The 23735-nt window shown below is 64.0% G+C and carries 19 protein-coding genes; 16 read left to right on the top strand and 3 right to left on the bottom strand.

All coding sequences use genetic code 11. The features are described from left to right. Nucleotides 1-5 precede the first annotated feature (5 nt). Together DL891_RS14020 and DL891_RS14015 are read left to right on the top strand one after the other, a co-directional pair. Nucleotides 6-380: a cupin domain-containing protein gene (locus DL891_RS14020; RefSeq protein ID WP_111721059.1), complete on the top strand. Its 375-nt coding sequence runs from the start codon at nt 6-8 to the stop codon at nt 378-380. 648 nt (nt 381-1028) lie between these two features. After that, complete coding sequence (locus DL891_RS14015; protein ID WP_111721058.1) at nt 1029-1484, top strand: SRPBCC family protein; 456 nt, start codon at nt 1029-1031, stop codon at nt 1482-1484. Between the two features lie 447 nt (nt 1485-1931). Here DL891_RS14015 and DL891_RS14010 read toward each other — a convergent pair whose 3' ends face one another. Beyond that, nucleotides 1932-3104: a LacI family DNA-binding transcriptional regulator gene (locus tag DL891_RS14010; protein ID WP_157962516.1), complete on the bottom strand. Its 1173-nt coding sequence runs from the start codon at nt 3102-3104 to the stop codon at nt 1932-1934. 321 nt (nt 3105-3425) lie between these two features. On the opposite strand from DL891_RS14010, the gene DL891_RS14005 reads away from it, so the two are divergent. The 4 genes from DL891_RS14005 to DL891_RS13990 are packed head-to-tail and all read left to right on the top strand — an operon-like array spanning nt 3426 to nt 6904. After that, entirely contained in the window at nt 3426-4310 is an 885-nt protein-coding gene (locus tag DL891_RS14005) for an ABC transporter substrate-binding protein (protein WP_111721056.1), read from the top strand. Further along, a complete protein-coding gene (locus DL891_RS17360; protein WP_198668914.1) occupies nt 4295-5416 on the top strand; it encodes an amino acid ABC transporter permease in 1122 nt (373 codons plus the stop codon). Before DL891_RS14005 ends, DL891_RS17360 begins: the two co-directional genes overlap by 16 nt. Before the next feature lie 3 nt (nt 5417-5419). After that, a complete protein-coding gene (locus tag DL891_RS13995) occupies nt 5420-6163 on the top strand; it encodes an amino acid ABC transporter ATP-binding protein (protein ID WP_111721055.1) in 744 nt (247 codons plus the stop codon). 3 nt (nt 6164-6166) lie between these two features. Then, complete coding sequence (locus tag DL891_RS13990; RefSeq protein ID WP_232819185.1) at nt 6167-6904, top strand: type 1 glutamine amidotransferase; 738 nt, start codon at nt 6167-6169, stop codon at nt 6902-6904. Nucleotides 6905-6944: 40 nt separating this feature from the next. Here the strand turns inward: DL891_RS13990 and DL891_RS13985 are convergent, their stop codons facing one another. Then, nucleotides 6945-7499, bottom strand: a complete 555-nt coding sequence (locus tag DL891_RS13985; protein WP_111721054.1) for a GbsR/MarR family transcriptional regulator — start codon at nt 7497-7499, stop codon at nt 6945-6947. Nucleotides 7500-7687: 188 nt separating this feature from the next. Here DL891_RS13985 and DL891_RS13980 point away from each other — a divergent pair, with 188 nt between their 5' ends. The 5 genes from DL891_RS13980 (at nt 7688) to DL891_RS13960 (ending at nt 15290) form a co-directional block, all read left to right on the top strand. Beyond that, nucleotides 7688-9766 carry a prolyl oligopeptidase family serine peptidase gene (locus tag DL891_RS13980; protein ID WP_198668913.1) on the top strand — a complete coding sequence of 693 codons (2079 nt, stop codon included), beginning with the start codon at nt 7688-7690 and terminating at the stop codon, nt 9764-9766. A 65-nt stretch (nt 9767-9831) separates the two neighbouring features. Next, entirely contained in the window at nt 9832-11460 is a 1629-nt protein-coding gene (locus DL891_RS13975; protein ID WP_111721052.1) for an ABC transporter substrate-binding protein, read from the top strand. Nucleotides 11461-11618: 158 nt separating this feature from the next. Further along, nucleotides 11619-12548, top strand: a complete 930-nt coding sequence (locus DL891_RS13970; RefSeq protein ID WP_111721051.1) for an ABC transporter permease — start codon at nt 11619-11621, stop codon at nt 12546-12548. Next, on the top strand, nt 12541-13485 hold the full coding sequence (locus DL891_RS13965) for an ABC transporter permease (RefSeq protein WP_111721050.1): 945 nt from the start codon (nt 12541-12543) through the stop codon (nt 13483-13485). Before DL891_RS13970 ends, DL891_RS13965 begins: the two co-directional genes overlap by 8 nt. A gap of 68 nt (nt 13486-13553) precedes the next feature. Further along, entirely contained in the window at nt 13554-15290 is a 1737-nt protein-coding gene (locus DL891_RS13960; RefSeq protein WP_232819184.1) for an ABC transporter ATP-binding protein, read from the top strand. 299 nt (nt 15291-15589) lie between these two features. On the opposite strand, the gene DL891_RS13955 is transcribed toward DL891_RS13960, so the two are convergent. Then, complete coding sequence (locus DL891_RS13955) at nt 15590-17245, bottom strand: tetratricopeptide repeat protein (protein WP_111721048.1); 1656 nt, start codon at nt 17243-17245, stop codon at nt 15590-15592. 225 nt (nt 17246-17470) lie between these two features. Between DL891_RS13955 and DL891_RS13950 the strand changes: the two genes are divergently transcribed. The 5 genes from DL891_RS13950 (at nt 17471) to DL891_RS13930 (ending at nt 23702) form a co-directional block, all read left to right on the top strand. After that, a complete protein-coding gene (locus tag DL891_RS13950) occupies nt 17471-18790 on the top strand; it encodes an acyltransferase (protein ID WP_111721047.1) in 1320 nt (439 codons plus the stop codon). A gap of 452 nt (nt 18791-19242) precedes the next feature. After that, nucleotides 19243-20619, top strand: coding sequence for an NAD-dependent succinate-semialdehyde dehydrogenase (locus DL891_RS13945; RefSeq protein ID WP_111721046.1), 1377 nt, complete (start codon nt 19243-19245; stop codon nt 20617-20619). A 418-nt stretch (nt 20620-21037) separates the two neighbouring features. Further along, complete coding sequence (locus DL891_RS13940; protein ID WP_111721045.1) at nt 21038-22117, top strand: type III polyketide synthase; 1080 nt, start codon at nt 21038-21040, stop codon at nt 22115-22117. Continuing rightward, on the top strand, nt 22114-22668 hold the full coding sequence (locus DL891_RS13935) for an isoprenylcysteine carboxyl methyltransferase family protein (RefSeq protein ID WP_111721044.1): 555 nt from the start codon (nt 22114-22116) through the stop codon (nt 22666-22668). Before DL891_RS13940 ends, DL891_RS13935 begins: the two co-directional genes overlap by 4 nt. Continuing rightward, nucleotides 22665-23702: an NAD(P)/FAD-dependent oxidoreductase gene (locus tag DL891_RS13930; protein ID WP_111721043.1), complete on the top strand. Its 1038-nt coding sequence runs from the start codon at nt 22665-22667 to the stop codon at nt 23700-23702. Before DL891_RS13935 ends, DL891_RS13930 begins: the two co-directional genes overlap by 4 nt. The last annotated feature ends 33 nt before the right edge of the window (nt 23703-23735 follow it).

Raw genomic sequence — 23735 nt, 5'->3', positions numbered from 1 at the left:
CACCAATGTCACACGTCAAAACCAGTTCAGCTCACCAGACCGACGAGGTAGCGCTCGGCGCGCACGTCGCGAAGCCCACCGCCACCACTGAGGGGCTCACCGAGGCCAGCCTCGCGGTGTGGTCTGACGGCCGCGTCGATACGGGATTGTGGGAGTGCACCGCGGGCAGCTTCACCGCGGTACGCGAGGGCTACACCGAGATCTGTACCATCCTCTCCGGCCGTGTCACGATCGAGGTCGACGGGTCAGAGCCCGAAGATTTCGGGCCAGGCGACATCATGGTGATGCCGTCTGGGTGGGCCGGCATCTGGCATGTGCATGAGCCCCTGCGAAAGCACTTCACCATCGTCCACGACGTCGCCGACGAGGTGCAGGGATAGTCTCATTGGGTTCGTGTCCAAACCGTCACAAGCTCACCGTCGCCGGCAGGCTGCCCAGCAGCAGATAGTTTCGGGGCCGATCGATTCGCCAGGCGTGTACCGATGACTCGTTCCAGGGCCGGGCGGATATGAATGAGCAGGCCAGGGGGTACGGTTACTGGTCGCGGTGGACTGCTGGCTGAAAATTCGCAGGATTCCGCGGAACGGTTGTTGTGGAAAATCTTGGCGCTTAAATTGGAAACCAATTGGGGTCGCACGAAAAGTGCCCAGCAATGGCGCGACCAATCAATTTCGCGAACGACCCACAGTGGGTGTTTCGCGAAATCGGGTGTACCGGGTTTGCGAAATACCAAGAAGAAGGCCGATCTGGGAGTGACTCCCGGGTCGACTTTCGGCCTTTCCTGGCGCTTCACGTTCCGGCTTGCGCCGATGTCCTGACTTGGAACTGTCGCCAATATCCTCGGGCGTGACGGCGTTCTCGGATGGCACCGTGCGCGCGATTCAACCTCTACTATTCCTGAAATTGCAACCCCTAGCATCGATTTCTGCGACGAACGAGGATGTACTCACGGGCCGAAGCAGTAGGAGCAGCACCACAATAGGTGCCTTTGCCCGATTAGGAACGACTAGTCAACAAGGAGAAAACGCATGACTCAGATTATCGAGACGATCGACGTGGCCGTTCCAATCACAGTGGCCTACAACCAATGGACCCAGTTCGAAAGCTTTCCTGATTTTCTCGACGAGGTTGTATCCATCACGCAGACCGATGACACGCACACACATTGGGTGGTGAAGGTGGGCGGCGCAACTCGGGAGTTTGACGCCACAATCACCGAGCAGCACCCAGACGAGCGAGTGGCATGGAACAGCACGGGCGGAGACACCAACCATGCCGGAGTCGTGACATTCCACAAACTCGACGAAGGCACGACTCGAGTCACAGTGCAGATCGACTGGGAGCCGGAGGGCCTCCTCGAGAAGGCCGGCGCGGTGCTGGGTGCGGGCAGTCACGCGGTTAAAAAGGACCTGAAGAACTTCAAGCAGATGATGGAGAGCAGGCAGAACGAAACCGGAGCTTGGCGAGGCGACGTCGCGAATTAAGCCACCCCCGATGTTCTCTATATCCCGATCAGGCGAACTAGAGGCATCGGATCACGCCGTGGCGGTCCGATACCAGCGGGTAAAGTCGTGGCCTTGACCCAGGTTCGTGGACACGGGTTTCGCGGCGCGCGGCGCTGAAATAACATTCTGATCCCTGGCTGGGAACTAATTCCGGGATGGTCGGACACTGTCATCCCGGGTGTGGCAAATCTCTTTCGCGACCCTGTAACCCTACAAAGGGTGTGCCGCGCAAGCAGGTGTGACGGTTTCGCCATATATGTAAGCAGAAGGCCGATCCGAGTGGGATTCCCGGGTCGGCCTTCTGCTGTTCGAGGTGAACAGGGGCATGGCCACGCTCCGATTGTCGTCAAGCCGGCTGCCACGGTGCGGGACCAATTGACCGGTGTTGCCCGCGAATCGGCGCCGACCCGCTTGCAGCTTGAATCCTCACGCCCCGAAGTCGACGCGCCTGGCCGGAACCAGCACCATCGGTTCGAGGTGGTCCTCGACCGGACGCCCCTCCAGAAGCTCGATGAGGGATCGTGCGCAAAGCGCGCCCGACGCCACCGGATCGAGGTTCAGATACGCGGCGCGTTCCTCGGAGCCGACGCTGTACGCGCTTCCGGCGACCGAGATCTGCAGGTCGGTCGGAATTGCCAGACCCAGTTCAGCGGCGGCCGCTGTCGCTGCACTGCAGTACGTCTCGTTCAGGCAGTGAACGGCGTTGAGTTCCCTCGGGCCCCTCGCCAGGAGGGCGCGAGCGGCATCGAGCGGTGGTTGATCGTGCCCGAGGGTGGCCACGATGGGCTCCAAACCGCGCATTTCGCACCAGGATTGATAGGCGTTCGTGGTGTCGGTCGTGTAGCTGTCGAGACGAGGGCCGGTGAACAGCGCGGGTCGAAACGGGCGGTTCTCGCCACTTTGGTCGCTGGCTTCCCCGCCGCTCTCCCCCTGTTTGTTGCCAGCATTCCCGTGGGCCCGGGCGACATGCTGGTCCCAGAGGTGGTCGAGCACTGTCGGGATCCCCTGTGCCACGTCGGCACGCACGCTCACCATCCGGGCGCCGTCCGTCGCCGGCGAATATCCACCGTCAATCACGACCGCGAGGCCGCGAGCCATGCATTGTTCGACGACCGGATCGTTCGGGATCGGGTCGACCACGATCACGCCATCGAGTGGCAGTCGCGTCTCGATCTCTCCATCCTCAGTGCTCGGCGCCGCCGAAATCGAGTAGCCATGATCGACCGCTTCTATTGCCGCGCCGGCGATGATGCTCTGGTAGTACGGCATGTAGGTCTGCTGCCAGACGGCGGACTCCCGATAGCTCACCACCACACCGATGACGCGTGACCGGCCCGAGCGCAACGCCTGTCCGACTGGGTTGGGTCGGTATCCCAGACGATCGCCGACGGAGAGCACGCGTTCACGGGTGGCAGCGGACGCCTCACCCTTGTGGTTGAAGACCTGCGACACCGTTGCCGGTGAGACTCCGGCCGCGGCCGCGACCTCACGAATGCCGACAGCGGTCTTCTTGGAAAAAGATTGCCGCTTCGACGCGGCCTCTGCTGGACCCTTTGCCTTACCAGGGCGATCCTGCTTACCAGGGCGGTCCTGCTTCACTGGGCGATCCTGCCCCACCGATTGAGCCCGCCTCGGAAAGTCGCTCACTGAAGGCACACCTTGTCCCCCGGTTGGCTGATCGTCTGGGGCTGATGATCCGGTAATTGTTGTCCCCTCGTCCGCGGCGATCTGTCCTGCGGATTCTACTGCGTTCCTCGCGCGGCTCCAGGAGGAGAAGCAAAGGGGAGACCTGTGCGGGTTGTGAAAAGACGTGTGGTCCAAGTCTCGGAGCTTGACATCCGAACTGGTTTTTTCAATACTATAGCGAAAGACCTAAAACGATTTAGGCACTACCCAGCCTCCAAAGAAGGATTCATTGCAATGAAGCAGAAAGCACTAATTTTCGTGCCCATCGCGTTGGCGTCGGCACTCGTGATGGCCGGCTGTTCGGCATCGGGGGGCAGTAATGAGCCGCAGGCCAACGGCAACCCCGCGTCGTATGGAGACTGCGAGGTCACCGGCGAGGCGGGTCAGTACACGCTCACGACCATCAAGGAGGACACTCTGCTGATGAAGGCCGACCTGCCCAGCCCCGGTTGGTACAACGGCGACACCGTCGAAGACATTCGAAGCGGCTTCGACTTCTGCCTGCTGGTCAACATCGCCCACCGTGCCGGCATCAACAACGTGAAGCTCGAGATGGCGTCCTTCGACGGGCTCGTGGCGGGCAAGGCGGGAAACATGGACCTCTCCCTCAACCAGATCACCATCACTGACGAGCGCACGCAGGTGATGGACTTCTCCGATCCCTACTTCCAGTCCACCGCCGGAATCCTGGCGAAGACGGGGGCGGATGTCACCGCCGATAACCTGCGGGACATGAAACTCGGCGTCAAGCAGGGAACGGTCGGCCAGATCCTCGTGAACGACCTGATCAAGCCGACCAACCCGCCCGCGGTATTCCCCGGCGACTCGGAGATGCAGGCCGCCGTCGCAGCAGGCAACATCGATGCCGGCATCCAGGACCTGAGCATCGTGCTGGGCGCCGCCACCCAGTCGGGAGACAAGCTCGCCGTCGTCGGTCAGATCGAGACCGACGAGGCCTACGGCGTCATGATGGAGAAGGGGTCGCCGAACCGTGACACGATCAACAAGATCCTCGCTGATCTGAAAGCAGACGGCACGCTCGACGCGATGAGTGCCGCGTACCTGACCGATGCCTACGGCGTCGACCCGGCGAGCATTCCGGTGTGGAACGTACAGTGACCTCGGATTCCATTTCGGTTGCGCAGCCCGCCCGGGCTGCGCAACCGGCGCCCGTCGGCAGCGCGCAGAACACCCTGCTCGCAGGATTTCTGTTCTCACTCGTCACCGTTGGTCTCGCGGTCTACGCCTGCTACCTGACGATCATCGTCGCCGAGACCGGCATCTGGACGCTGGTGCTTGGTGCCGCGACCGGAATTGTCGTACTGCTCGCTATCGGAACCTTCGTCCCGCTGATCCGTGGAGTGAAGCAACAGGCGCGCAGCACCAGGGCTGCGGCCAATGGTGACGTGGTTGAAGCCCGAACCTACCGGTCGCGAGCAGCCCACTCCGCCTGGGTTGCGCTTGGCTCGTGCCTGCCGATTGTGTTCATCGCGGTGTTCACCCTGTTTCTGCTCGCGAACGACCACGCGGTGCAGACCACCTTCTTCGACGCCTCGTTCATGGCGAAGAGCGTACGAGACGTCACGATTGCCTTCGGCGAGAACATCAAGATAGCCCTGCTCGCGGAGATCCTTGTGCTCGGCTGGGCGCTGTTCATCGCTCTCGCCCGTCTGATGCCAACGGATGCCGGTCGCCCCATCCGCTGGTTGGCGACGGCCTACGTCGATGTGTTCCGGGCCATCCCATCGATCATTGTCATCTATCTGGTCGGTTTCGGGCTGCCGCTGGCTGGGGTTCCCCTGCTCAGTGATCTCGGTCCCACCTGGTCGGCGGTGCTCGCCCTCACCCTCACCTACGGCGCCTATGTCGCCGAGGTGTATCGCGCGGGTATTGAGGGAATCCATTGGTCACAGGTCTCGGCAGCCCGATCACTTGGCCTCTCCTACGGGAAGACCATGCGTTTCGTGATCGTGCCGCAGGCGGTGCGCAAGGTGACCCCTCCGTTGCTGAACGACTTCATCGGTCTGCAGAAAGACACGGCGCTGGTGACCGTCATCGGCACTGTCGATGCGTTCACGCAGGCGAAGATCTACTCGAGCAACTACTTCAACCTGTCATCGGTCACAGTCGTGGCCATTCTTTTCATCATCATCACCATCCCGCAGACGCGGTTCGTCGACCGGCTTCTCGCCCGTGACGCCCGGCGCCAGATGAGTAAGGGGTAACCCGTGGCCTTCCTTGAACTGAACGACGTCGAGAAGTCGTATGGAGAGAACCCGGTGCTGCGCGGTGTGACCCTGCACATCGAGAAGCACCAGGTGGTGTGCCTCATCGGCGCATCCGGATGCGGAAAATCAACGCTGCTCCGCTGCGTCAATGCCCTTGAAGAGATTCAAGGCGGAGACATCCGGCTCGACGGTGATGTCGTCTCGGGTGAGGGGATCGACGTCAACGCCCTCAGGCGCAAAGTCGGCATCGTGTTTCAAAGCTTCAACCTGTTTCCGCACATGAGCGTGCTCAACAACGTCACACTCTCACCGATCCGGGTTCTCGGACGCAGCAGAGCGGATGCCGAGGCGCAAGCCCGCACCTTGCTGAAACGTGTGGGGCTCGAGGAGAAGGCGAGCGCCTTTCCTGACCAGTTGTCGGGCGGCCAGCAGCAGCGGGTTGCAATCATCCGGGCGCTGGCGATGAACCCAGAGGTGCTGTTGCTGGATGAGATCACTTCGGCGCTCGACCCAGAACTGGTCGCCGAGGTGCTCAACATTGTGCGCGACCTCGCTGAAGACGGGCTGACGATCATCATGGCAACCCACGAGATGTCCTTCGCCCAAGAGGTGGCCGACCAGATTGTATTTCTGCATGAGGGCGTCGTGCTCGAGCAGGGTACGCCGAAGGAGATCTTCGGAGCTCCCACGCACGAACGTACGCAAGTCTTCCTCAAAAAGATCGTCGCGGCGGGGAGACTCTAGGGTATGAGAATTCTTGTTGTCGAACACGAGGCGAACGCGGGGATCGGCCTGATCGGTGAACGCATCCACGCCGCCGGTGCGGAATTGGTGCGGGTCGGACCGGAGGCGGGTCACGAGATCCCCGTTTCACCAGCGGGATTCGACGGGGTGATCGTGTTGGGCGGAAGCTCCGGCCCGACCGATGACCAGGTGGCGCCCTGGCTGCCACGGGTGCGCGGGTTGATCGGCCGCTGCCTCGCCGACGAGGTGCCGTATCTCGGCGTGTGCCTGGGAGCGCAGATGTTGACGGTCGTCGCCGGTGGGGTGGTCGCCGGTGTGCGCAAGGGACCAGAAGTCGGACTCGGCGACCTGGTGCTGACCGACGCTGCCGACGGCGACCCGCTCCTCGGCGGGTTGCCGCGTCGCCTCAAGGCCTTGCAGTGGCATTGGTTGGAGATGCATGAGCTTCCTGAAGGATCGGTCTCGTTGTGCACGAGTGACGCCTGCCCGAACCAGGCGTTCCGGGTGGGGCCCGCTGCGTGGGGCCTTCAGTTCCACCTCGAGGGTCTCGCGTCGACCGCTGAGGCGTGGGCTCGTGACGACAGCGAGGAACTGAGCAACCTGGGACTCACCGCCAAGCAGCTTGTCGCGAATGTGCGCGAGTACGAGCCGCAACTGCGGCAGACCTGGGCAGAGGTTTCAGACCGTTGGCTGGCGTTCGTCGCCGAGCACGGCACGACGCCATCCGTCCGCTCTACTTGACGTAGGGTTGGAGCCGCCACCGGCGCCCCCGCGGCCGTGCTCAGGAGCGTCGCTCTGCCGTGCCTTCGCGGTTGTGCGCGTGCGGGTCGGGGCTGGTGGAGTCAAGCCAGGCGATCACCGACAGCATCCGCTCCTCGACCTCGGCGAAGTAGTCGCGCATGCGCTGCAGGTTCTGTGACGACGGAGAATCGGCGTTGCCGATGTCAAGCAGGCCGCCGGCGGCGAGCGACAGGTAGTCCTGTACTCCGCGCAAGCCGTCCTCCTCGAGGATCCGCCACGCGTCGGGGTGCAGTTGCAGGCCGGCCTGCCGGCTTCCGGGAATGTGCACGCGTTGGGCGAGGCGCTTCGCCAACAGGTCGCGGGTCGCCCCGGAGATTGCGCCGAGGCTGGCGAGCAACGCTTCACGCAACTCGGATTGGGTGACCGGCCCGTCTGACACCAGCAGGGCGCCGAGCACTCGGCCCGACATGCGCGGCATCCAGCCGGTGCTTTCGACCTGAAGGCCCATCTTCTCGATGAAGTCGGCATGGGCGGGATCCAGGAGTGGAGATGCGCCGGTGGTTTCCTCGGCGGATTGGGGAGCGTCGTCGGTCATAGGGGCCATTCTCGCCCATCGGGACAGTTTGGGGGCGCTGGAAACAGAATCGTAACACTTCGGTCAGTTATTTCAGTACTTACTGAAAATATGTTATGAATAACGGACACCCCTCACAGAAGCGAGCATCGATGCCCTCATCCGCCCTCACGCCCTCAGCCATCGCGGCGAAGGAGGCTGCCGTAAAGATGCATGATTGGCTGGCCAGGACTGGGCCTGATGTCGACGCGTGGGTGGAGCTGCAGACTGTTCGTTCGCAGACCTACCTGAAAACGATCCCAGCGATGGAACACTTCCACGCCGACGTTCTCCGCATTGTGGATGCCGGGCACCGAACGGCCCCGACGGTGTGTGCCGGCAAGTCGTTCGACCTGCGTCGTCAGCCGGGCGAGCAGCAGTCGTCGCTGTGGGTGAGCGACGAAACGGGCGAGAGATGCCTGGTGGCCGCCTCGGAATTCGATGCCATCAGCGACGCCATCACCGAATTCTCGCCGTCGCCGGATGGCCACACCGTGGTGTGGGCACTCTCGCACGGCGGCGCCGACTGGATGGTCGCGCGCTTTCGCGACACCGCGACCGGACGCGACCTGGGTGACGTGATCGACGGAATCAAGTGGCCGCACTTCGCCTGGCTCGACAACGAAACGGTGGCCTACCTCTCCTGGGGCCGCCCGCCGGCTGGTCAGGAGTTGACCGCGATGAACTCGGGTTCCAGTATTCGCCTGCACCGGCTCGGAACCCCGCAGGATCAAGACGTCGTGCTTTACCGCCCCGAGCACGTCGCGTGGGTGCTGCCGAGCGTCTCGACCGACAGGAAGTGGCTGGTGGTGGGCGAGTCGGACGGCACGGTTCCGGCCAAGATCTACCGTCAACTCGCCGCCACCGCGACAGCTGACGGCTGGGAGACCGTACTCGACGGACACGGCCACGACGAGTACATCGACGTCTACGACGACGAGACCCTCGTGCTGTCATTCCGTGAGTCGTCGGCCGGACAGGTCGTCGGCTACCGCACCGGCTGCGCGCCGCGCGTGATCCACGAGGCGGCCGACCTGACCCTGGACCGTGCCCACCTCGTCGGGAACCGACTGGTGCTGCTCGGCAACACCCTCACCGACAGCGTCGTGCAACTGCTCGACCTCGACAACGGCGAACTCACGCAGGTCGACCTGCCGCGCGACGCTGTTCTGCACGACCTCACTGTCGATACCGACGACGAGGCCGTCTACATTGACCTTGAACAGATCGGTGGACCGCGCCGCGTCGCCCGATACTCGGTCGCAGACGTGCTCCAGGGCAAGACTGCCCAGGATCGCCCCGTGGCCGGCGCGACGACGGATGCACCGGAGCGCGCCGGTACTCCCGCATCCGCCTGGCAGGTCAGCACCGTCGACGTGACCAGCGCGGACGGAACGATTGTCCCCATGCGGGTGATCCGGACCGCGGGCGCTGTGCCGGCGGGGGACGCGAAGGTGTTTTTGTCGGTGTACGGCGGGTACGGCGTGCCGTATCTCGCATCGTCGTACGATTCGTGGCACGAAGCCTGGTTGCGGGCCGGTGGCGTGCTCGCTTATGCGGGCGTGCGCGGCGGCAGCGAGTATGGGCAGGCGTGGCACGAGGCGGGGATCCGCCACAACAAGCAGCGCGGCATCGATGACCTCATCGCATGCATCGAATGGTTCGAGAAGGCCGGCTGGTCAGGTCCGCGCAGCGTGGTCATCAACGGCATGTCGAATGGCGGCCTGATGGTTTCGGCCGCGCTCACGCAGCGCCCCGACCTGCTGGGAGGCGCCGTCCCCGAGGTGGCAGTTGTCGACATGCTGAACTTCCACCGGTACACGGCCGCTCACGGCTGGATTCGCGAGTACGGCGACCCCGAGGTTGCGCAAGACCGGGCGATGCTGGCGGCCTATTCTCCGCTGCACAACATCTCGCGAAAGGTGAAGTACCCGCCGACGCTGATCCTCACCGCCGACAAGGACGACCGGGTTCCACCGGGTCCGCACTCCTACAAGCTGGCGGCCGAGTTGCAGGAGACGGTCGGCGGGCGCGAAGGCACCTACCTGAGGGTCGCGTACGACGCGGGACACGCCACGGGCCGGTCGGTGCTCGAGAAGGTGGCGGAGCGATCGGCGGTGCTCGCCTTCGCGGCCCACGCGCTCGGCCTGGAGAACAGTCACACCGCGCCTCACCCCGGCGCGGAGCATGAATCGGCCAGCGCCCACGAGGCCGAGCCGGATGTCGCGGAGACGGAGCCGGCCGCGTAGGCGCCCCCGGATGCCACGAATCACCTCATGAACATTTCATTGATCATCAAACGAATGGAGCTGCAGTGCAGCAATCACACCTGAGTCCGGGCGTACGAACCCGAACCAAACGAGTTTTCGCCGTCGGCGGACTCGTCGCATCCCTGGCTTTGCTGTCCGGGTGCGCCACGGCCGGCAACACGGATGCGTCGGGCAAGCCCGATGATGCCGTGAAGACATCCTTCACGGTTGCAGCCACCGACCCGGTCAACCTCACCCCGGGGAACACCTGGTCGTCCTACATCGAGTCCCTGCTGTTCACGGCTCCGATGGCACTCGACTCCGAGAGCGGTGAGCCGGTGCCGGCCGCGGCCGCAAGCGTCACCTCTGACGACCAGCAGACCTGGACGATCACCCTCAACGAGGGTTGGACCTTCCACAACGGCGAGCCGGTGACGGCCCAGTCGTTCGTCGACGGCTGGAACGCCACCGCACTCGGCTCGAATGCGTGGCTCCAGAACTACAACTTCGCAAACATCGAGGGTTACGACGCGATGAACCCGGCCGAGGGCGAGCCCACGGCAACAGAATTGTCCGGCTTGACCGTCGTGAGCGACACCGAGTTCACGGTGAAGCTGACGGAACCGTACGGCCTGTTCCCGTACGCGATCACCTCGTTCGCATTCGCGCCGCTGCCCACGGTGGCGTTTGACGACCCGAAGGCCTACGACCTTGCGCCCGTCGGCAACGGCCCGTACTCCATCGCGAACTCGTACGAGCCGAACGAGCCGATCGAGCTCACCAAGTACGCCGACTACAAGGGTCAGCTGGGTGTGGCAGATGACATCTCCTTCATCATGTACCAGTCACAGGACACCGCATACAACGACATGCTCGCCGGCAACGTCGATGTCGTGTATCCGGTTCCGGCAGACCGTCTGGGTGATGTGGAGAAGCGGGCCGACGGCCGGATTGCCGTGTCGAAGATCCCGAACCTGAACTACCTCGGCTACCCGACCTGGGATGACCGATTCACCGATGTGCGCATCCGGGAGGCGTTCTCCAAGGCCATCGACCGGGAGGCATTGACGTCGTCGATCCTCAAGGGCGCCGGCGCGCCGGCGACCGCCATCGCACCCGACACCACCTACGGTGCCAAAGAGGGCAGCTGCGAGGCGTGCACCTTCGACCCCGCCGGTGCCAAGAAACTGCTCGATGAGGCTGGCGGCTGGAGCGGACCCCTCGTTCTCTGGGCAGACCAGTATGCGGGCAACGACCAGATCCTGCAGGCTGTCGGCAACCAACTGCGCAACAACCTGGGGATCACCGAGGTGACCTTCGAGATCCAGCCGTGGGCGCAGTACAGCGAGGCGATCGACCAGAAGAAGGTTGATGGACCGTTCCTGTCGTACTGGGGCGCCTACTTCCCGCACGTCGCCGGCTTTCTACAGCCGATCGTCGGCGTCGGTGGTGCCGTGAACTACACCGGGTACTCAAATGACGAGGTCGAGAAGCTCGTCGCCCAGGCCGATGCGCTCCCGATCGAAGAGGGGGTCGAGTACTATCAGCAGGCTGAGAAGCTGGTCTGGCAGGACATGCCCGTCATGCCTCTCTACTACGGCCAGTACACCGCGGCGTGGACCGACCACCTCGAGTCGGTTCCGGTCGGGGTCGCCGGTCTCGGCGACCTGGGCACCGTGAAGGTCGCCGAGTAGGGCATTTCCGCCGAGTATCACCGGGGACGCCGCTGCGCGTTGCAGGCCGCACGCGCGGCGGTGTCCCCACAACCCTCGCATTCGGTTCGCCGAATACGACACCACTCACCCGTCAGACCCAGGCACGACAAACGCACCGCGACCCAGGAGGATGGCCCATGATCGGCTATACCGTCAGACGCCTGTTGCAGGTCATCCCTGTCTTCCTGGGAACGACGTTCTTGATCTTCACCGTGGTCTTCGCTCTGCCCGGCGACCCGATCGACGCGATGGGCGGCGGACGGCAGCACGTGTCGGAATCGGTGAAGAATGAGCTGAGGCAGCGGTACAACCTCGAAGATCCGATCGTCGTGCAATACGGCAAGTACATGGTCAATCTCGCCCAGGGTGACCTCGGGCAGGACTTTCAGGGCCGTGAAGTCTCGTCGATCATCGCCAAGAACTGGCCGACCAGCATCGCGCTCGGGCTCACGGCCTGGGTCATCCAGATCCTGATCGGTATTCCCCTCGGCATCTGGGCGGCACTGAGACGCGGCCGATTACCGGACAAGTTCGTGGCGGTGCTCACAACCCTCGCTTTCGCCGTCCCGGTCTTCGTCGTCGGGTATGTCGCACAGATCCTGCTCGGCGTGGAGTGGGGATGGTTTCCCGTAGCCGGGGTGAAGGCCGGCTGGCCGACGGCTTTCATCCTTCCGGCGAGCGTGCTCGCGATCATGGGTCTGGCCGCCACCGCGCGGCTCACCCGCACCAGCCTCATCGAGAACCTGAACACCGACTACGTGCGCACCGCAACGGCGAAGGGCATCTCGCGCTCTCGCGTCGTGATGAATCATGCGTTACGCAACTCGCTGATCCCCGTCGTCACCTTCCTCGGCATCGAATTCGGCGCGCTCATGGGTGGGGCCATCATCATCGAGGGCATCTTCAACCTGCCCGGTCTCGGAAACGAGATCTTCAAGGCCATCGGGGCCCAGAACGGGCCCACCGTGGTCGGCATCTCGACGCTGCTCGTGATCGTGTTCCTCCTCGTGAACCTGATCGTCGATCTGCTGTACGCCTACCTCGACCCAAGGATCAGACATGCTTGAGAGCACCTTCGACACGGGCGCCCACCCGACCACGGCGCAACTGGCCGGTGCGGCATCGACAGCCCCCGGTGATGGCCCATCACCTGGCCGACCGGCGACCGGATTCGCCCGGATGATCCGCCGCCCGCGCTTCTGGTTGCCCGCCGGGGTCATTGCGTTGCTTGTCATGATCTCGCTGTTTCCGGGGCCGTTCGCGTCTTTGTTCGGCAACGGCGACCCTCGGGCCTGCGACCTGGCGAACAGTGGCGGTGAACCGTCGGTGGGGCATCCGTTCGGTTTCGATGTGCAGGGCTGCGACCTGTACGCCAACGTCATCTACGGTGCCACCCCGTCGATCACCATCGGAATCGTGGTCACGGTGTCGGCCATGCTCCTCGCGATCATCCTGGGCCTGCTGTCCGGATACTACGGCGGCTGGTTCGACACCATTCTCGGCCGTATCACCGACGTGTTCTACGGTTTCCCGTTCATGGTCGCCGCCATCGTCATTCTGACGGCCATCGGGGTGCGCAACATCGCGACCGTGTGCATCACGTTGGCCGTCTTCTCCTGGCCCACGATGACCAGGATCATGCGCTCAAGCGTGATGAGCGCGAAGAACATGGAATATGTGCGGGCCGCGAAGGCGCTCGGCGCGTCGGACTGGCGGATCCTGGTCATCCACATTCTTCCGAACGCCATCGCCCCACTGGTTGTGCTCAGCAGCCTGAGCATCGGCGGGATCATCGCGGGCGAGGCGGGCCTCACCTACCTTGGCGTCGGACTGCAACCGCCGTCGATCTCGTGGGGGCTGCAGCTGAACACGGCCCAGAGCTACTTCAACTCGAATCCGCACCTACTGCTGTACCCGTCACTGTTCCTGAGCGTCACCGTATTGGCGTTCGTACTCCTCGGCGACGCGGTGCGTGACGCCCTTGATCCGAAACTGCGCAAATGAGCGGCGCGGACAACCCCTCCCCGCTGGCCACAAAGGTTGACGCAGGGGCAGCTAGGAAAGCAGGGCCGGTGACTGAAACGCCACTACTCGCCATCCGCGACCTGGTGGTCGCGTTCCAGGCCGACGGGCATGAGACCGTCGCGGTCCGCAATGTGTCCTTCACCATCCTCGAAGGGCAGACCGTCGCCCTGGTCGGCGAGTCCGGCTCGGGAAAGTCGACCACGGCAGCGGCGATCAACCGGCTGCTCGCCGAGAATGGGCGCATCATGGGAGGAACAGTGCTATTCGAGGGCCGCGACTTGGCCCGGGCCAGCCAGCGGGAGCTGATGAAGGTGCGCGGAGCCGGTATCGGCCTGGTGCCGCAGGATCCGTCCTCCAACCTCAACCCCGTTATCCGCATCGGCGACCAGATCGCCGAGGTGCTGATCGCGCACGGGCGGGCGAAGGGCAAGGCCGCGAAACTGCGCGCCATCGAGTTGCTTGAGATGGTCGGCATCACGGATGCCGCCAGGCGGTACCGGCAGTATCCGCACGAGTTCTCCGGCGGCATGCGGCAGCGCGTGCTCATCGCGATCGGCCTCGCCTGCCGGCCGAAGCTGCTCATCGCCGACGAGCCGACCTCCGCGCTCGACGTCACCGTGCAGCGCACCGTGCTCGACCAGCTCGACGAGCTGACCCGGCAGATGGGCACGGCCGTACTCCTGATCACCCACAACCTCGCCCTGGCGGCCGAGCGCGCCGATCAGATCCTGGTGATGAACCGCGGTGAGATCGTGGAGGCGGGCAACACCCGGGAGATCCTCGAGAACCCGCAGCACGAGTACACGCGCAAGCTGCTTGAGGCCGCACCGAGCCTCGCCTCGGCGAGCACGGCGCACCAGGTGGTTGCGAATAACACCGCGCGCGGCTCGTCCGCTCAGGCGGGGGGCGTCGGTGTGGCCGTCCCCGCGGATGGCCCCTCGGCGACGGGTTCTTTGCCGCCCGCCGGCGTGCGTGGCGACGATCTTGTCGTGGTCAAAGACCTGACAAAGATCTTCAACAGCCGTGGTGTCGGGGGAAAGGTCTTCACCGCAGTGGACGGGGTCAGTTTCAGCATTCCGCGGGGGCAGACGGTGTCGCTTGTGGGCGAATCGGGCTCGGGAAAGTCGACGACCGCGAATCTGATCCTGGGACTGGAGACGGTCAGCGCAGGGAGTATCGCATTCGATGGAACGCAGCTGACGACGCTGAGACGTCGGGAGTTGTTCCGGCTCAGGCGACGCATGCAACCGGTTTTCCAGAACCCCTATGCGTCGCTCGACCCCCGGTTCACCATCGAGGACACCATCACGGAGCCGTTCCGGGTGCATAACCTTGGTACGCCGGCCAGCCGGCGGGAGTCCGTGCGCACGCTGCTCGACCAGGTCGCACTGCCGAGCACGGTGGCGAAACGTCTGCCGCACGAACTGTCGGGTGGCCAGCGCCAACGAGTGGCGATCGCCCGAGCCCTCGCCCTGTCGCCCGAGCTCGTCGTGCTCGACGAGGCGGTGTCGGCGCTCGATGTGCTGGTGCAGGCCCAGATCTTGGAGTTGTTGGCCGGCCTGCAGCGTGACCTGGGGCTCAGCTATCTGTTCATCAGCCACGACCTCGCGGTCGTGCGCATGATTTCGCACTCACTACATGTGATGCAGGCTGGGCGCATCGTTGAAAGTGGGACGCCCGGCGAAATCTTCAGGAACCCGCAGGTCGAATATACGAAGGAATTGCTTGCGGCCATACCTGGAGCCGGTTTGTCCGCCGTTTCGGCGATGGGCTCCGCCGAGTGATGTTCGAATGGCCCTGAATGTCTAGCCCCGGAATGTGCCCACAGGGCCGTCACGGGGCCCGGACTGGCCTTTGTCTGCCTTTCACGCGATACTGGTGGCACTATGCACCCTGTTGAAATTGGTATGTGGGCGGTCACCGCCGTCACGGCGGTCTTCGGAATCCTCGCGCTGGTTGGGCTGATGCAGACCGAATAGGCACCACCGTCACAGTGTCGGCATCGAGTCCGGTTCGGCTTCTGCCGTCTCGGGGTCGAGAGCGCTCATTTGCGGTACGGTTCCGCGGAAACGGGGCTTCCCCGTCACGGAACCTGTGACATTCGGCAGGCGCACGAAGACTTCACTGGAACATCGGCACGGCTGACTGCCTTCTCCAACTGCGGGGCCAGAGCATCCGCTTCAGCAGTCTTTCCCAACCGTTCGAGGCATTCGTGGTAACCGTGCAGGCTCCACACGTTGTTGGGGTGCTGATTCGCGCGGGCCAGAGTGTCATCAAGCCCGAGATCAGCGCGGTAGACCGCCTCGGCTTCTTCCGTGTGGCCCTGCTCCAGGAGAAGAGCGCCCAACGCGTGCCGGGCCGGCTGCATCCAGCCCCACGGCTCGTCGTAGGGCAACGAGTCATACAGTTCGACGGATCGCCTCAAGTGTGCGAACGCCGAATCGTAGTTGGCCTTGCGGTACTCGAGCTCGCCGTCGAGCATTTCCTCTGCAACCTTCAGGATGTCCAGGCAGGTGTTGTTGAACAGCGTGCGTGATGCCGGAACCCTGCCCAGCGCCGAATCGAACAGTTGCTTCTGCTCCTCAGCCTCAGCGATACGACCGGTTGCGGAACAGGCGACACTCTTGCCGTAGTGCAACATTGCCGTTGTCACGCAATACAACTCGTGGTCGTCGGGGAGCTCCAGTTCGATGATCTCCTGCCATTTGCCGAACCGGATCAGCACATGCACTCGCATGGACACGAAGCCCTCGAGCCAGTTCGCCATCGGCGGCGACTCGATGCGCAGCAACTCCTCGGGAACGGATCGAGCCAGTTCATCAGCGGTTCTCAACGCGATCTCCGACTGGCCGAGGAACATGGCGGCATAGATCTTGAAGTGATAATTGTGCGCCCGGTACAACGTGTAGAAGTTCACCGGGCCTTCACGCAGCACGAATTTCTCGTCGGCGATGATGGCTGCAGAGTTCGAATCGAGGGCGCGCTCATAGTCGCCGCACAGCACGTCGATGTGGCTCAGCATGTGCACAAGGTGGCCGGCATCCGGGGCGGTCAGGGCCAGCTTCTCACCCGCATCCATCGCCCGTTCTGGCTGCGAAGACATCTCCAGCAGGTGCACATACATGTGCAGCACTCCTGGATGCTCGTTGGCCGCAGGAGACAGCAGTGCTGTTTCGAGCACGTGGACGGCTTCGACGGTGCGTGAGCCCGCTGCGGGTTCGCCGGTGGCCTGGTCCCACAGTGCCCACGGGGTGAGCAGCATCAGGGCATCTGCGAACAAGGTGGCAACATCGAGATCAGCGGGATGCTCCCGATAGACCTGTCGCAGCCGGTCGACATAGTCGAGGTTCCAGACCGAATAATCGGCGGCGGGCGTAATCGACGGATACCGCGCCGGAAGGGTACCGATGATCGCGCGCTCGATCAGGGTGGATCCCTCACTCAATCTCACTGCTTCGTTGGTCGCGTGGAATGCACGCGCCACCGTCGAAGAGAGCTCGTTCTCCTCGAAGTCCTCCCACGGCTTGTTGTAGTTGGGGCCGAGGGAGTAGGCGATCCCCCAGAATGCCATTGCGCAGTCGGGATCGGCTTCGACGGCCTTCTCGAAACAGCGAACGGCTTCTTCGTGGTTGAAGCCATAAGTCCAGACCAAGCCGCGATCGAACCACAATTGGGCATCCCGCGACGCCGTTGTCACCGGCCGGCTGTAGGTGCCGAGGTCGTAATACTGCGAAGTCATGCACATCCTCCTCGTGGACAAACCCCAGTGGTGACGCTCACACGACCCTATAACTTTCTGTCGAGCCCTACGGAGGTCGCAAGCTGGGGCCCGCCGGTCGGCTGGTCTGCTCTGACCGCGATGGATCGGGCTGTACCCGGGTGTCCGGTTCGCACCGTACCGGCCCGGCACCGCGCGGATCAGAGGACTCACGTCTCGCCCAGAATTCGGGCATAGCGTAGAGCAGTGATCACCGCACAGGGAATCAGCTCCGAGCGACGCGCGCCCGCCGAGAGTCGGCCTGCGACCGAGAACCGGCCTGCGACCGAGCGACAGAGTGCGACCGAGCGAAAGTCTGCGACCGAGCGACCGGCCTCAACCCAGACCCCGCGACTGCGCTCACTCGACGGGCTGCGCGGTGTCGCCGCCCTGATCGTCGTCGTGCACCACTCCCTGCTGATGATTCCCGCGCTCGCGGCGCCCTACTTCAACACGCGTGCCCACCAGGACACGGGCCCGCTCGCATGGCTGATGACCTACACGCCCCTGCACCTGCTCTGGGAGGGCGAGGCCTCCGTCTACGTGTTCTTCGTGCTCAGTGGGATTGTGCTCACCCTGCCCGTGCTGCGCTCGACACGGTTTAGCTGGCGGGCTTATTACCCGCAACGACTAGTGCGCCTGTACTTGCCGGTCTGGGCGGCCATCGTGTTCGCCGTGATCACAATCACCGCTGTTCCGCGCGTTGGAACCGGCATCAGTGAGTGGCTGGCTCACCGTCCGACGCTCGTGACTCCCGCACGGATTCTGCGTGACTCCACACTGGTCAACGGGGCCGGATCCCTGGCGAGCCCTCTCTGGTCGCTGCAGTGGGAGGTCATCTTCTCACTGGCGCTGCCGGTCTTCGTGGTGCTGGCCGTGATGTTTCGGCGACTTCTCGCCGTCAAGGTCGTCCTCATCATCGGTGTCGTCCTCGTGAGTGCCGCCTACGGCAACCTTGCGGCGTTCTACCTCTCGATGTTCTTGATCGGAACCCTGATCGCCACCGAGATCGACCGACTGCGCACGCTCGGGAACCGGATCGACGACGCGCGACACCCGCGGCTGGTCTGGACAGTGACCTTCATGACCGGTCTGCTGCTGATGAACGCATACTGGCTGGTGATGATCACCGACCCGCCGGGATGGATGCTCAACGGTTCACGAGGATTCGTTCTCCTGGGCGCGGTCCTGGTCGTCTTCGTCGCCATGGCTTGGTCGGGAGCGCGCCGCGTGCTGGAACATCGCTTGCTGCAATGGTTGGGAGCCGTCTCGTTCAGCCTGTACCTGGTGCACGAGCCGATCCTCATCGCCAGTGCCTTCGTGTTCGGTCCGTCGCTTGTCTGGGCGGCGATCCCCGTCGGAATAGTCGTGGCCTTCGGGGTGACCATTGTCTTCCGGCGCTTCGTGGAGAGCCCGAGCCACCGTCTTGCCCAGGCGGTCAAACGCCTGCTCACGCCGAATGGGTTGAAAAATCCCTCACGCCAGCCTCCTGTCGTCTCCATGACGGGGAGCACTGTCAGCGGATGAGCACGCCGGCCATCCGACGTTCAGTTGTCGTGGGCTGGCTGAATGCGTGCAAGGGTCATACTCGTTCGAGACCAGCCTTCAGGGGTAGCGCCCCGGAGCATCCGCCGTCATCACCCGTTGCAGTGCCTCCCGGGCTGAACCCCGCGAGGATTCTCAGCTCTGTCAATGAGGAGGGACGGCCTGTGTGGCTCACAGCCCAAACCAGACTTCGCCTACGATTGTCATGAGGCAGGCAGCTGGAGCGGAATGGGTCTTCACTGGGATCTGCCGATACGAGGAATGGTGATAGCCCGCAAGCTCAGGGAAAGTGTCATTTGTCACCAGCGGCCTTCTCGCAGGATTGTCTGTCGCGGCGAGGCCGAACCAGCGTTGAATGCTGTCTCAGCGGAAGAGCACCCCGGGTGAAGCTGACAGCGACGACCTCACGCTGGAGTTTTCTACCAAGGAGAATCATGTCCAAATACCGAGTCCAGAACCCCGCGACGGGCGAGCTCGTCGAATCCTTTGAATCCGCGACTGACGCGCAGATCGAAGAAGCGATCGCCAGCGCCGATGCGGTCTACCGTGAATGGCGGGAGCGCAGCGTGCACGAGCGGGCCCAGGTGGTGCGGCGCGTCGCCGAGCTCTTCGAGGAGCGCAAGGAAGAGCTGGCACGACTCATCGCACTTGAAATGGGAAAGTCGTATGCTGAGTCGATCGATGAGGTGGAGTTCGCGACTTCGATCATCGACTACTACGCAGTGCACGGTCCGAGCCTCATCACCGATTACGAGATTCCCAGTACCATTCCTGGGAAGGCATACATCGAGCATCGCCCGGTCGGCACGTTGCTCGGCGTGATGCCGTGGAACTTCCCGTACTACCAGGTCGCGAGGTTCGCCGCGCCGAACCTTGTACTGGGCAACACGATCTTGCTGAAGCACGCAGATATCTGCGCCCGTTCGGCCCTCACTATCCAGGAGATCATGGAAGAGGCCGGAGTGCCCGTCGGTGGATACCAGAACGTGTTCGCCTCGCACGACCAGATCGCAACGATGATCGCCGACCCCCGCGTGCAGGGGGTCTCGTTGACCGGCTCCGAACGCGCCGGCGCGATCATCGGCGAGCAGGCGGGTCGCCACCTCAAGAAGTGCGTGCTCGAGCTCGGCGGAATCGACCCAATGGTGGTCCTTGATGCGGATGATGTTGCGGCCGTTGCGAAGCAGGCGTGGGACTTCCGTGTTTACAACGGCGGTCAGGTGTGCAACTCGAACAAGCGAATGATCGTCATGGACGACATCTACGATGAGTTCGTGGCCGAACTGAAGAAGCTGGCTGAGGGCCTTGTTCCGGGTGACCAGTTGGATCTGGCCGAGGGCGAATACGCGCCTCTTTCAGCGCGAAGCGCCGCTGAGACCGTGCACGCCCAGGTGCAGAGGGCCGTCGCGGAAGGCGCAGTTCTCGAAGCGGGCGGCGTACTCTCGGACGGCCCCGGCGCGTACTACTCACCGGCGGTTCTCACCGGTGTGCCGCGTGATTCGGCGTCATACGGTGAGGAGATCTTCGGGCCGGTCGCTACCGTATACAAGGTGTCGAGCGATGCTGAGGCACTGGAGCTCGCCAATGATTGCGCACTTGGCCTGGGCGGATCAGTGTTCTCGACCGACGAGGCTCGGGCGGCGGCCGTGGCTTCTCGGCTCGAGGTCGGCATGGCGCACGTCAACACGATCGCTGCAGAGGCGGCCGAGATGCCTTTTGGCGGCGTGAGGCGTTCCGGCTATGGTCGCGAGATGGGGCCGATCGGAATCGGTGAGTTCGCCAACAAGCGACTGTACTTCGTTTCAGCCTGATCAATCGGCGCGCACGACACGGCCCGGGCCAGAACGCACGAGGGCCGCAGGAGGATTCTGCGGCCCTCGTCGGCAGGAGGATGCCAACCACGGTGACGAGGTCGAACGTCGACTCGTTCTGTGGCGCTGATCGAGCCTGAGGAGCGGGGGTCGTGCGAGAATCCTTGGGACGCTGTGCAGGGTTGGTATCCATCGTCATCGCCGGTCCGAGTGGGATCCGAGCGGGTGCGGGCGTAGTCTGACACTCAGGCCCGATGCCGGGTACCGTTCGTTCTTCCGAAGGCGGCAATAACATGAGTGATCATCGACCACCGGAACATGCCCCGCACAGGTGGGTGGTCGAATCGATCCGCGAGACCGTCGCTGTCTGCGCTGCTGCACACCGATTCCGCAGTCGGCGGCCCCGTTCTCAACGCCGATGACCCGCATCGCGCACGTCGCAGCGGTATTGCCCGACTTCGACTACTCGCAGGACGAGCTGACCGGTGAGCTCTCGTCGCTGGTCACAATGGATCAGGCACGCGGCGCGGTGATGAGGCGACTGCATGCCGGCACCGGGATACGCTCCCGAAGCACCGTCCTGCCCCTCGCCGACTACAGCGCGCTCGATTCGTTCACCGTGACCAACCGTCTCTTCGCCCAGCACGCGGCGGACCTGGCGGAGCGGGCCATCGGCGACGCGCTCGCCGCGACCGGTCTCAGCCCGTGGGATGTCGATTTTTTGCTGTTCACCACGGTGACCGGCGTCGCGGCACCCTCGGTGGATGCGGTTGTCGCGAGCAGACTCGGCATGCGCCCCGACCTGAAACGGTTGCCGTCGTTCGGGTTGGGCTGCGTGGCGGGCGCCGCGGGAATCGCCCGTGTGCACGACTACCTGCTGGGTCATCCCGGCGACGTCGCCGTTCTGCTCTCTGTGGAGCTCTGTTCCCTCACCCTGCAACACGGTGATGAGTCGATGGCGAATATGGTTGCGAGCGGCCTGTTCGGAGACGGTGCCGCTGCCGTTGTGATGGTGGGGGATGACCGGGACCAGGCTCGCCTGCCGGGGCCGGCGGTCGTTGCAACGCGCAGTACCCTCTACCCCGACACCGCCGAAATGATCGGCTGGCGAATAGGTTCGGGCGGATTCGAGATCATGCTCACGGCGGGGGTGCCCGACGTGATCCTCGACCACTTCGGCTTTGACGTCGCGAATTTCCTTGAGAGCGCGGGTCTTCGCCTTACCGATGTGGCGCACTGGATCGCTCACCCGGGTGGGCCCCGGGTGCTCGAAGCGTTCGAGAAGGCACTGGCGCTCCCGCCCGAAGCTCTTGCATTGAGCTGGCGTTCTCTGGAGCGAGTCGGCAACCTGTCTTCGGCCGCGGTGTTGCACGTGCTCGCTGACACGCTGGAAGGGATCGATCCGGCGCCCGGAGAATACGGGCTGCTCTTCGCGCTCGGCCCCGGAGTGAGTGCCGAGTTCGTTCTGATTCGGTGGCCCGGCGAGCAGCAGTCATGATCTGGTACCTTGCGCTGATTCTGGCCACCGGCGCCGAGCGGGTGGTCGAGCTGGTGGTCTCGAACCGGCATGCTCGCTGGGCGTTTGCGCGTGGCGGAGTCGAGTACGGTCGGGGCCATTTCGGGTCGATGGTGCTGCTGCACACCGGGCTGCTTCTCGCCTGCCTGGTCGAGGTGCAACTCCTCGACCGGCCGTTCATCCCGGTAGTGGGCTGGACGGCGCTGCTCGTGGTTCTGGCGAGCCAGGGTCTGCGCTGGTGGTGCATTGCCTCGCTGGGCGAGCGCTGGAATGTACGGGTGATCGTGGTGCCGGGTCTACCGTTGGTCGCCACCGGACCGTATCGCTGGTTACGGCATCCAAACTACTTGGCGGTGGTGGCCGAAGGCGTCGCCCTGCCGCTCGTGCACTCCGCGTGGATCACGGCGATCGCGTTCACGGTTCTGAACGCCATCCTGCTGCTGCGGTTCAGGATCCCCACCGAGCAGCGTGCGCTCGCCGCGGCGCTGGCCGAACCGGTTTTCGAGTCGGCGGCGCCCGGACCACGGGCATGAGTCCTGACGTCGACGTCCTGATTGCGGGAGGCGGTCCGATCGGCCTCGCGAGCGCCATCGAGGCACGGTTGCTCGGGCTCAGCGTTGCTGTGTTCGAGCCACGAACGGGGCCGATCGACAAGGCGTGCGGCGAGGGCTTGATGCCGGGTGCCGTCGCCGCCCTCGCGCGGCTCGGGGTCTTCCCGAGGGGGCATGTGATCGAGGGAATCAGCTATCATCAGCGAGCTCACCATGCGGAGCATCGGTTTCGCCGCGGCGCCGGCCTGGGAGTTCGTCGCACCGAGCTGCATGACGCCCTCACTGAGCGGTGCACCGAACTCGGCGTCGAGTGGGTCCGTCAACGCCTTGATTCGTATGAGCAGACCTCCGATGATGTCGTTGCTGGCGGGGTGCGGGCATCGTGGCTGCTGGGCTGCGACGGTCTGCACTCCAAGACGCGCAGATTGGCCGGGCTCGAACGTCAGCAGACACGGCCCGCTGGCGGGTCGAGGCGCTACGGATATCGTCGGCATTTCGAGCTCGAGCCGTGGAGCGATCTCGTGGAGGTGCATTGGGGAGACGAAGTCGAGGCCTATGTCACCCCGGTTGCCGACACGCTCGTCGGCGTGGCGATTCTCGGGCCAGGCGGGGTCGACTTCGACACCGCGATCGCTGGCATTCCGGCGCTGGCCAACCGGTTGTCCGGGGCGCGGCCGGGTTCGCCACTGCGCGCAGCGGGTCCGTTGCGGCAGGGCAGCAGGAGACGCACCGTCGGACGAGTACTGCTGGTTGGTGACGCCGCCGGCTATGTCGATGCCCTCACCGGGGAAGGAATTCGGGTGGGCCTCGCGCAGGCTGAAGCCGTTGTTGCAGCCATCCACGCCGGGACTCCGCGTGCCTATGAACGTACGTGGGAACGCGCGACACGGGACTTCCGCACCCTGACGACGGGACTGGTTGCGTTGGCCCATTCCCCGCTCAGAAATTCCATCGTTCCGATTTCGGGCGCCGTTCCCCGTGTATTCGGGGCGGTCGTCGAGCGGCTGGCGCGCTAACTCCATCGAAGGACGGTTGTCGCTTGGTGCGGG

Source organism: Homoserinimonas sp. OAct 916 (genome assembly GCF_003260275.1).
Classification (GTDB): Bacteria; Actinomycetota; Actinomycetes; order Actinomycetales; family Microbacteriaceae; genus OACT-916.
Note: the sequence above shows the minus strand (reverse complement) of the source record. Positions and strands in the feature narration are given on the sequence as shown.

Excerpts from the sequence above, each read along its gene's own strand:
- DL891_RS14020 (WP_111721059.1), top strand. The coding sequence starts at position 6 with ATGTCACACGTCAAAACCAGTTCAGCTCACCAGACCGACGAGGTAGCG.
- DL891_RS14015 (WP_111721058.1), top strand. The coding sequence starts at position 1,029 with ATGACTCAGATTATCGAGACGATCGACGTGGCCGTTCCAATCACAGTG.
- DL891_RS14005 (WP_111721056.1), top strand. The coding sequence starts at position 3,426 with ATGAAGCAGAAAGCACTAATTTTCGTGCCCATCGCGTTGGCGTCGGCA.
- DL891_RS13990 (WP_232819185.1), top strand. The coding sequence starts at position 6,167 with ATGAGAATTCTTGTTGTCGAACACGAGGCGAACGCGGGGATCGGCCTG.
- DL891_RS13985 (WP_111721054.1), bottom strand. The coding sequence starts at position 7,499 with ATGACCGACGACGCTCCCCAATCCGCCGAGGAAACCACCGGCGCATCT.
- DL891_RS13980 (WP_198668913.1), top strand. The coding sequence starts at position 7,688 with ATGCATGATTGGCTGGCCAGGACTGGGCCTGATGTCGACGCGTGGGTG.
- DL891_RS13970 (WP_111721051.1), top strand. The coding sequence starts at position 11,619 with ATGATCGGCTATACCGTCAGACGCCTGTTGCAGGTCATCCCTGTCTTC.
- DL891_RS13965 (WP_111721050.1), top strand. The coding sequence starts at position 12,541 with ATGCTTGAGAGCACCTTCGACACGGGCGCCCACCCGACCACGGCGCAA.
- DL891_RS13955 (WP_111721048.1), bottom strand. The coding sequence starts at position 17,245 with ATGACTTCGCAGTATTACGACCTCGGCACCTACAGCCGGCCGGTGACA.
- DL891_RS13945 (WP_111721046.1), top strand. The coding sequence starts at position 19,243 with ATGTCCAAATACCGAGTCCAGAACCCCGCGACGGGCGAGCTCGTCGAA.
- DL891_RS13940 (WP_111721045.1), top strand. The coding sequence starts at position 21,038 with ATGACCCGCATCGCGCACGTCGCAGCGGTATTGCCCGACTTCGACTAC.
- DL891_RS13935 (WP_111721044.1), top strand. The coding sequence starts at position 22,114 with ATGATCTGGTACCTTGCGCTGATTCTGGCCACCGGCGCCGAGCGGGTG.
- DL891_RS13930 (WP_111721043.1), top strand. The coding sequence starts at position 22,665 with ATGAGTCCTGACGTCGACGTCCTGATTGCGGGAGGCGGTCCGATCGGC.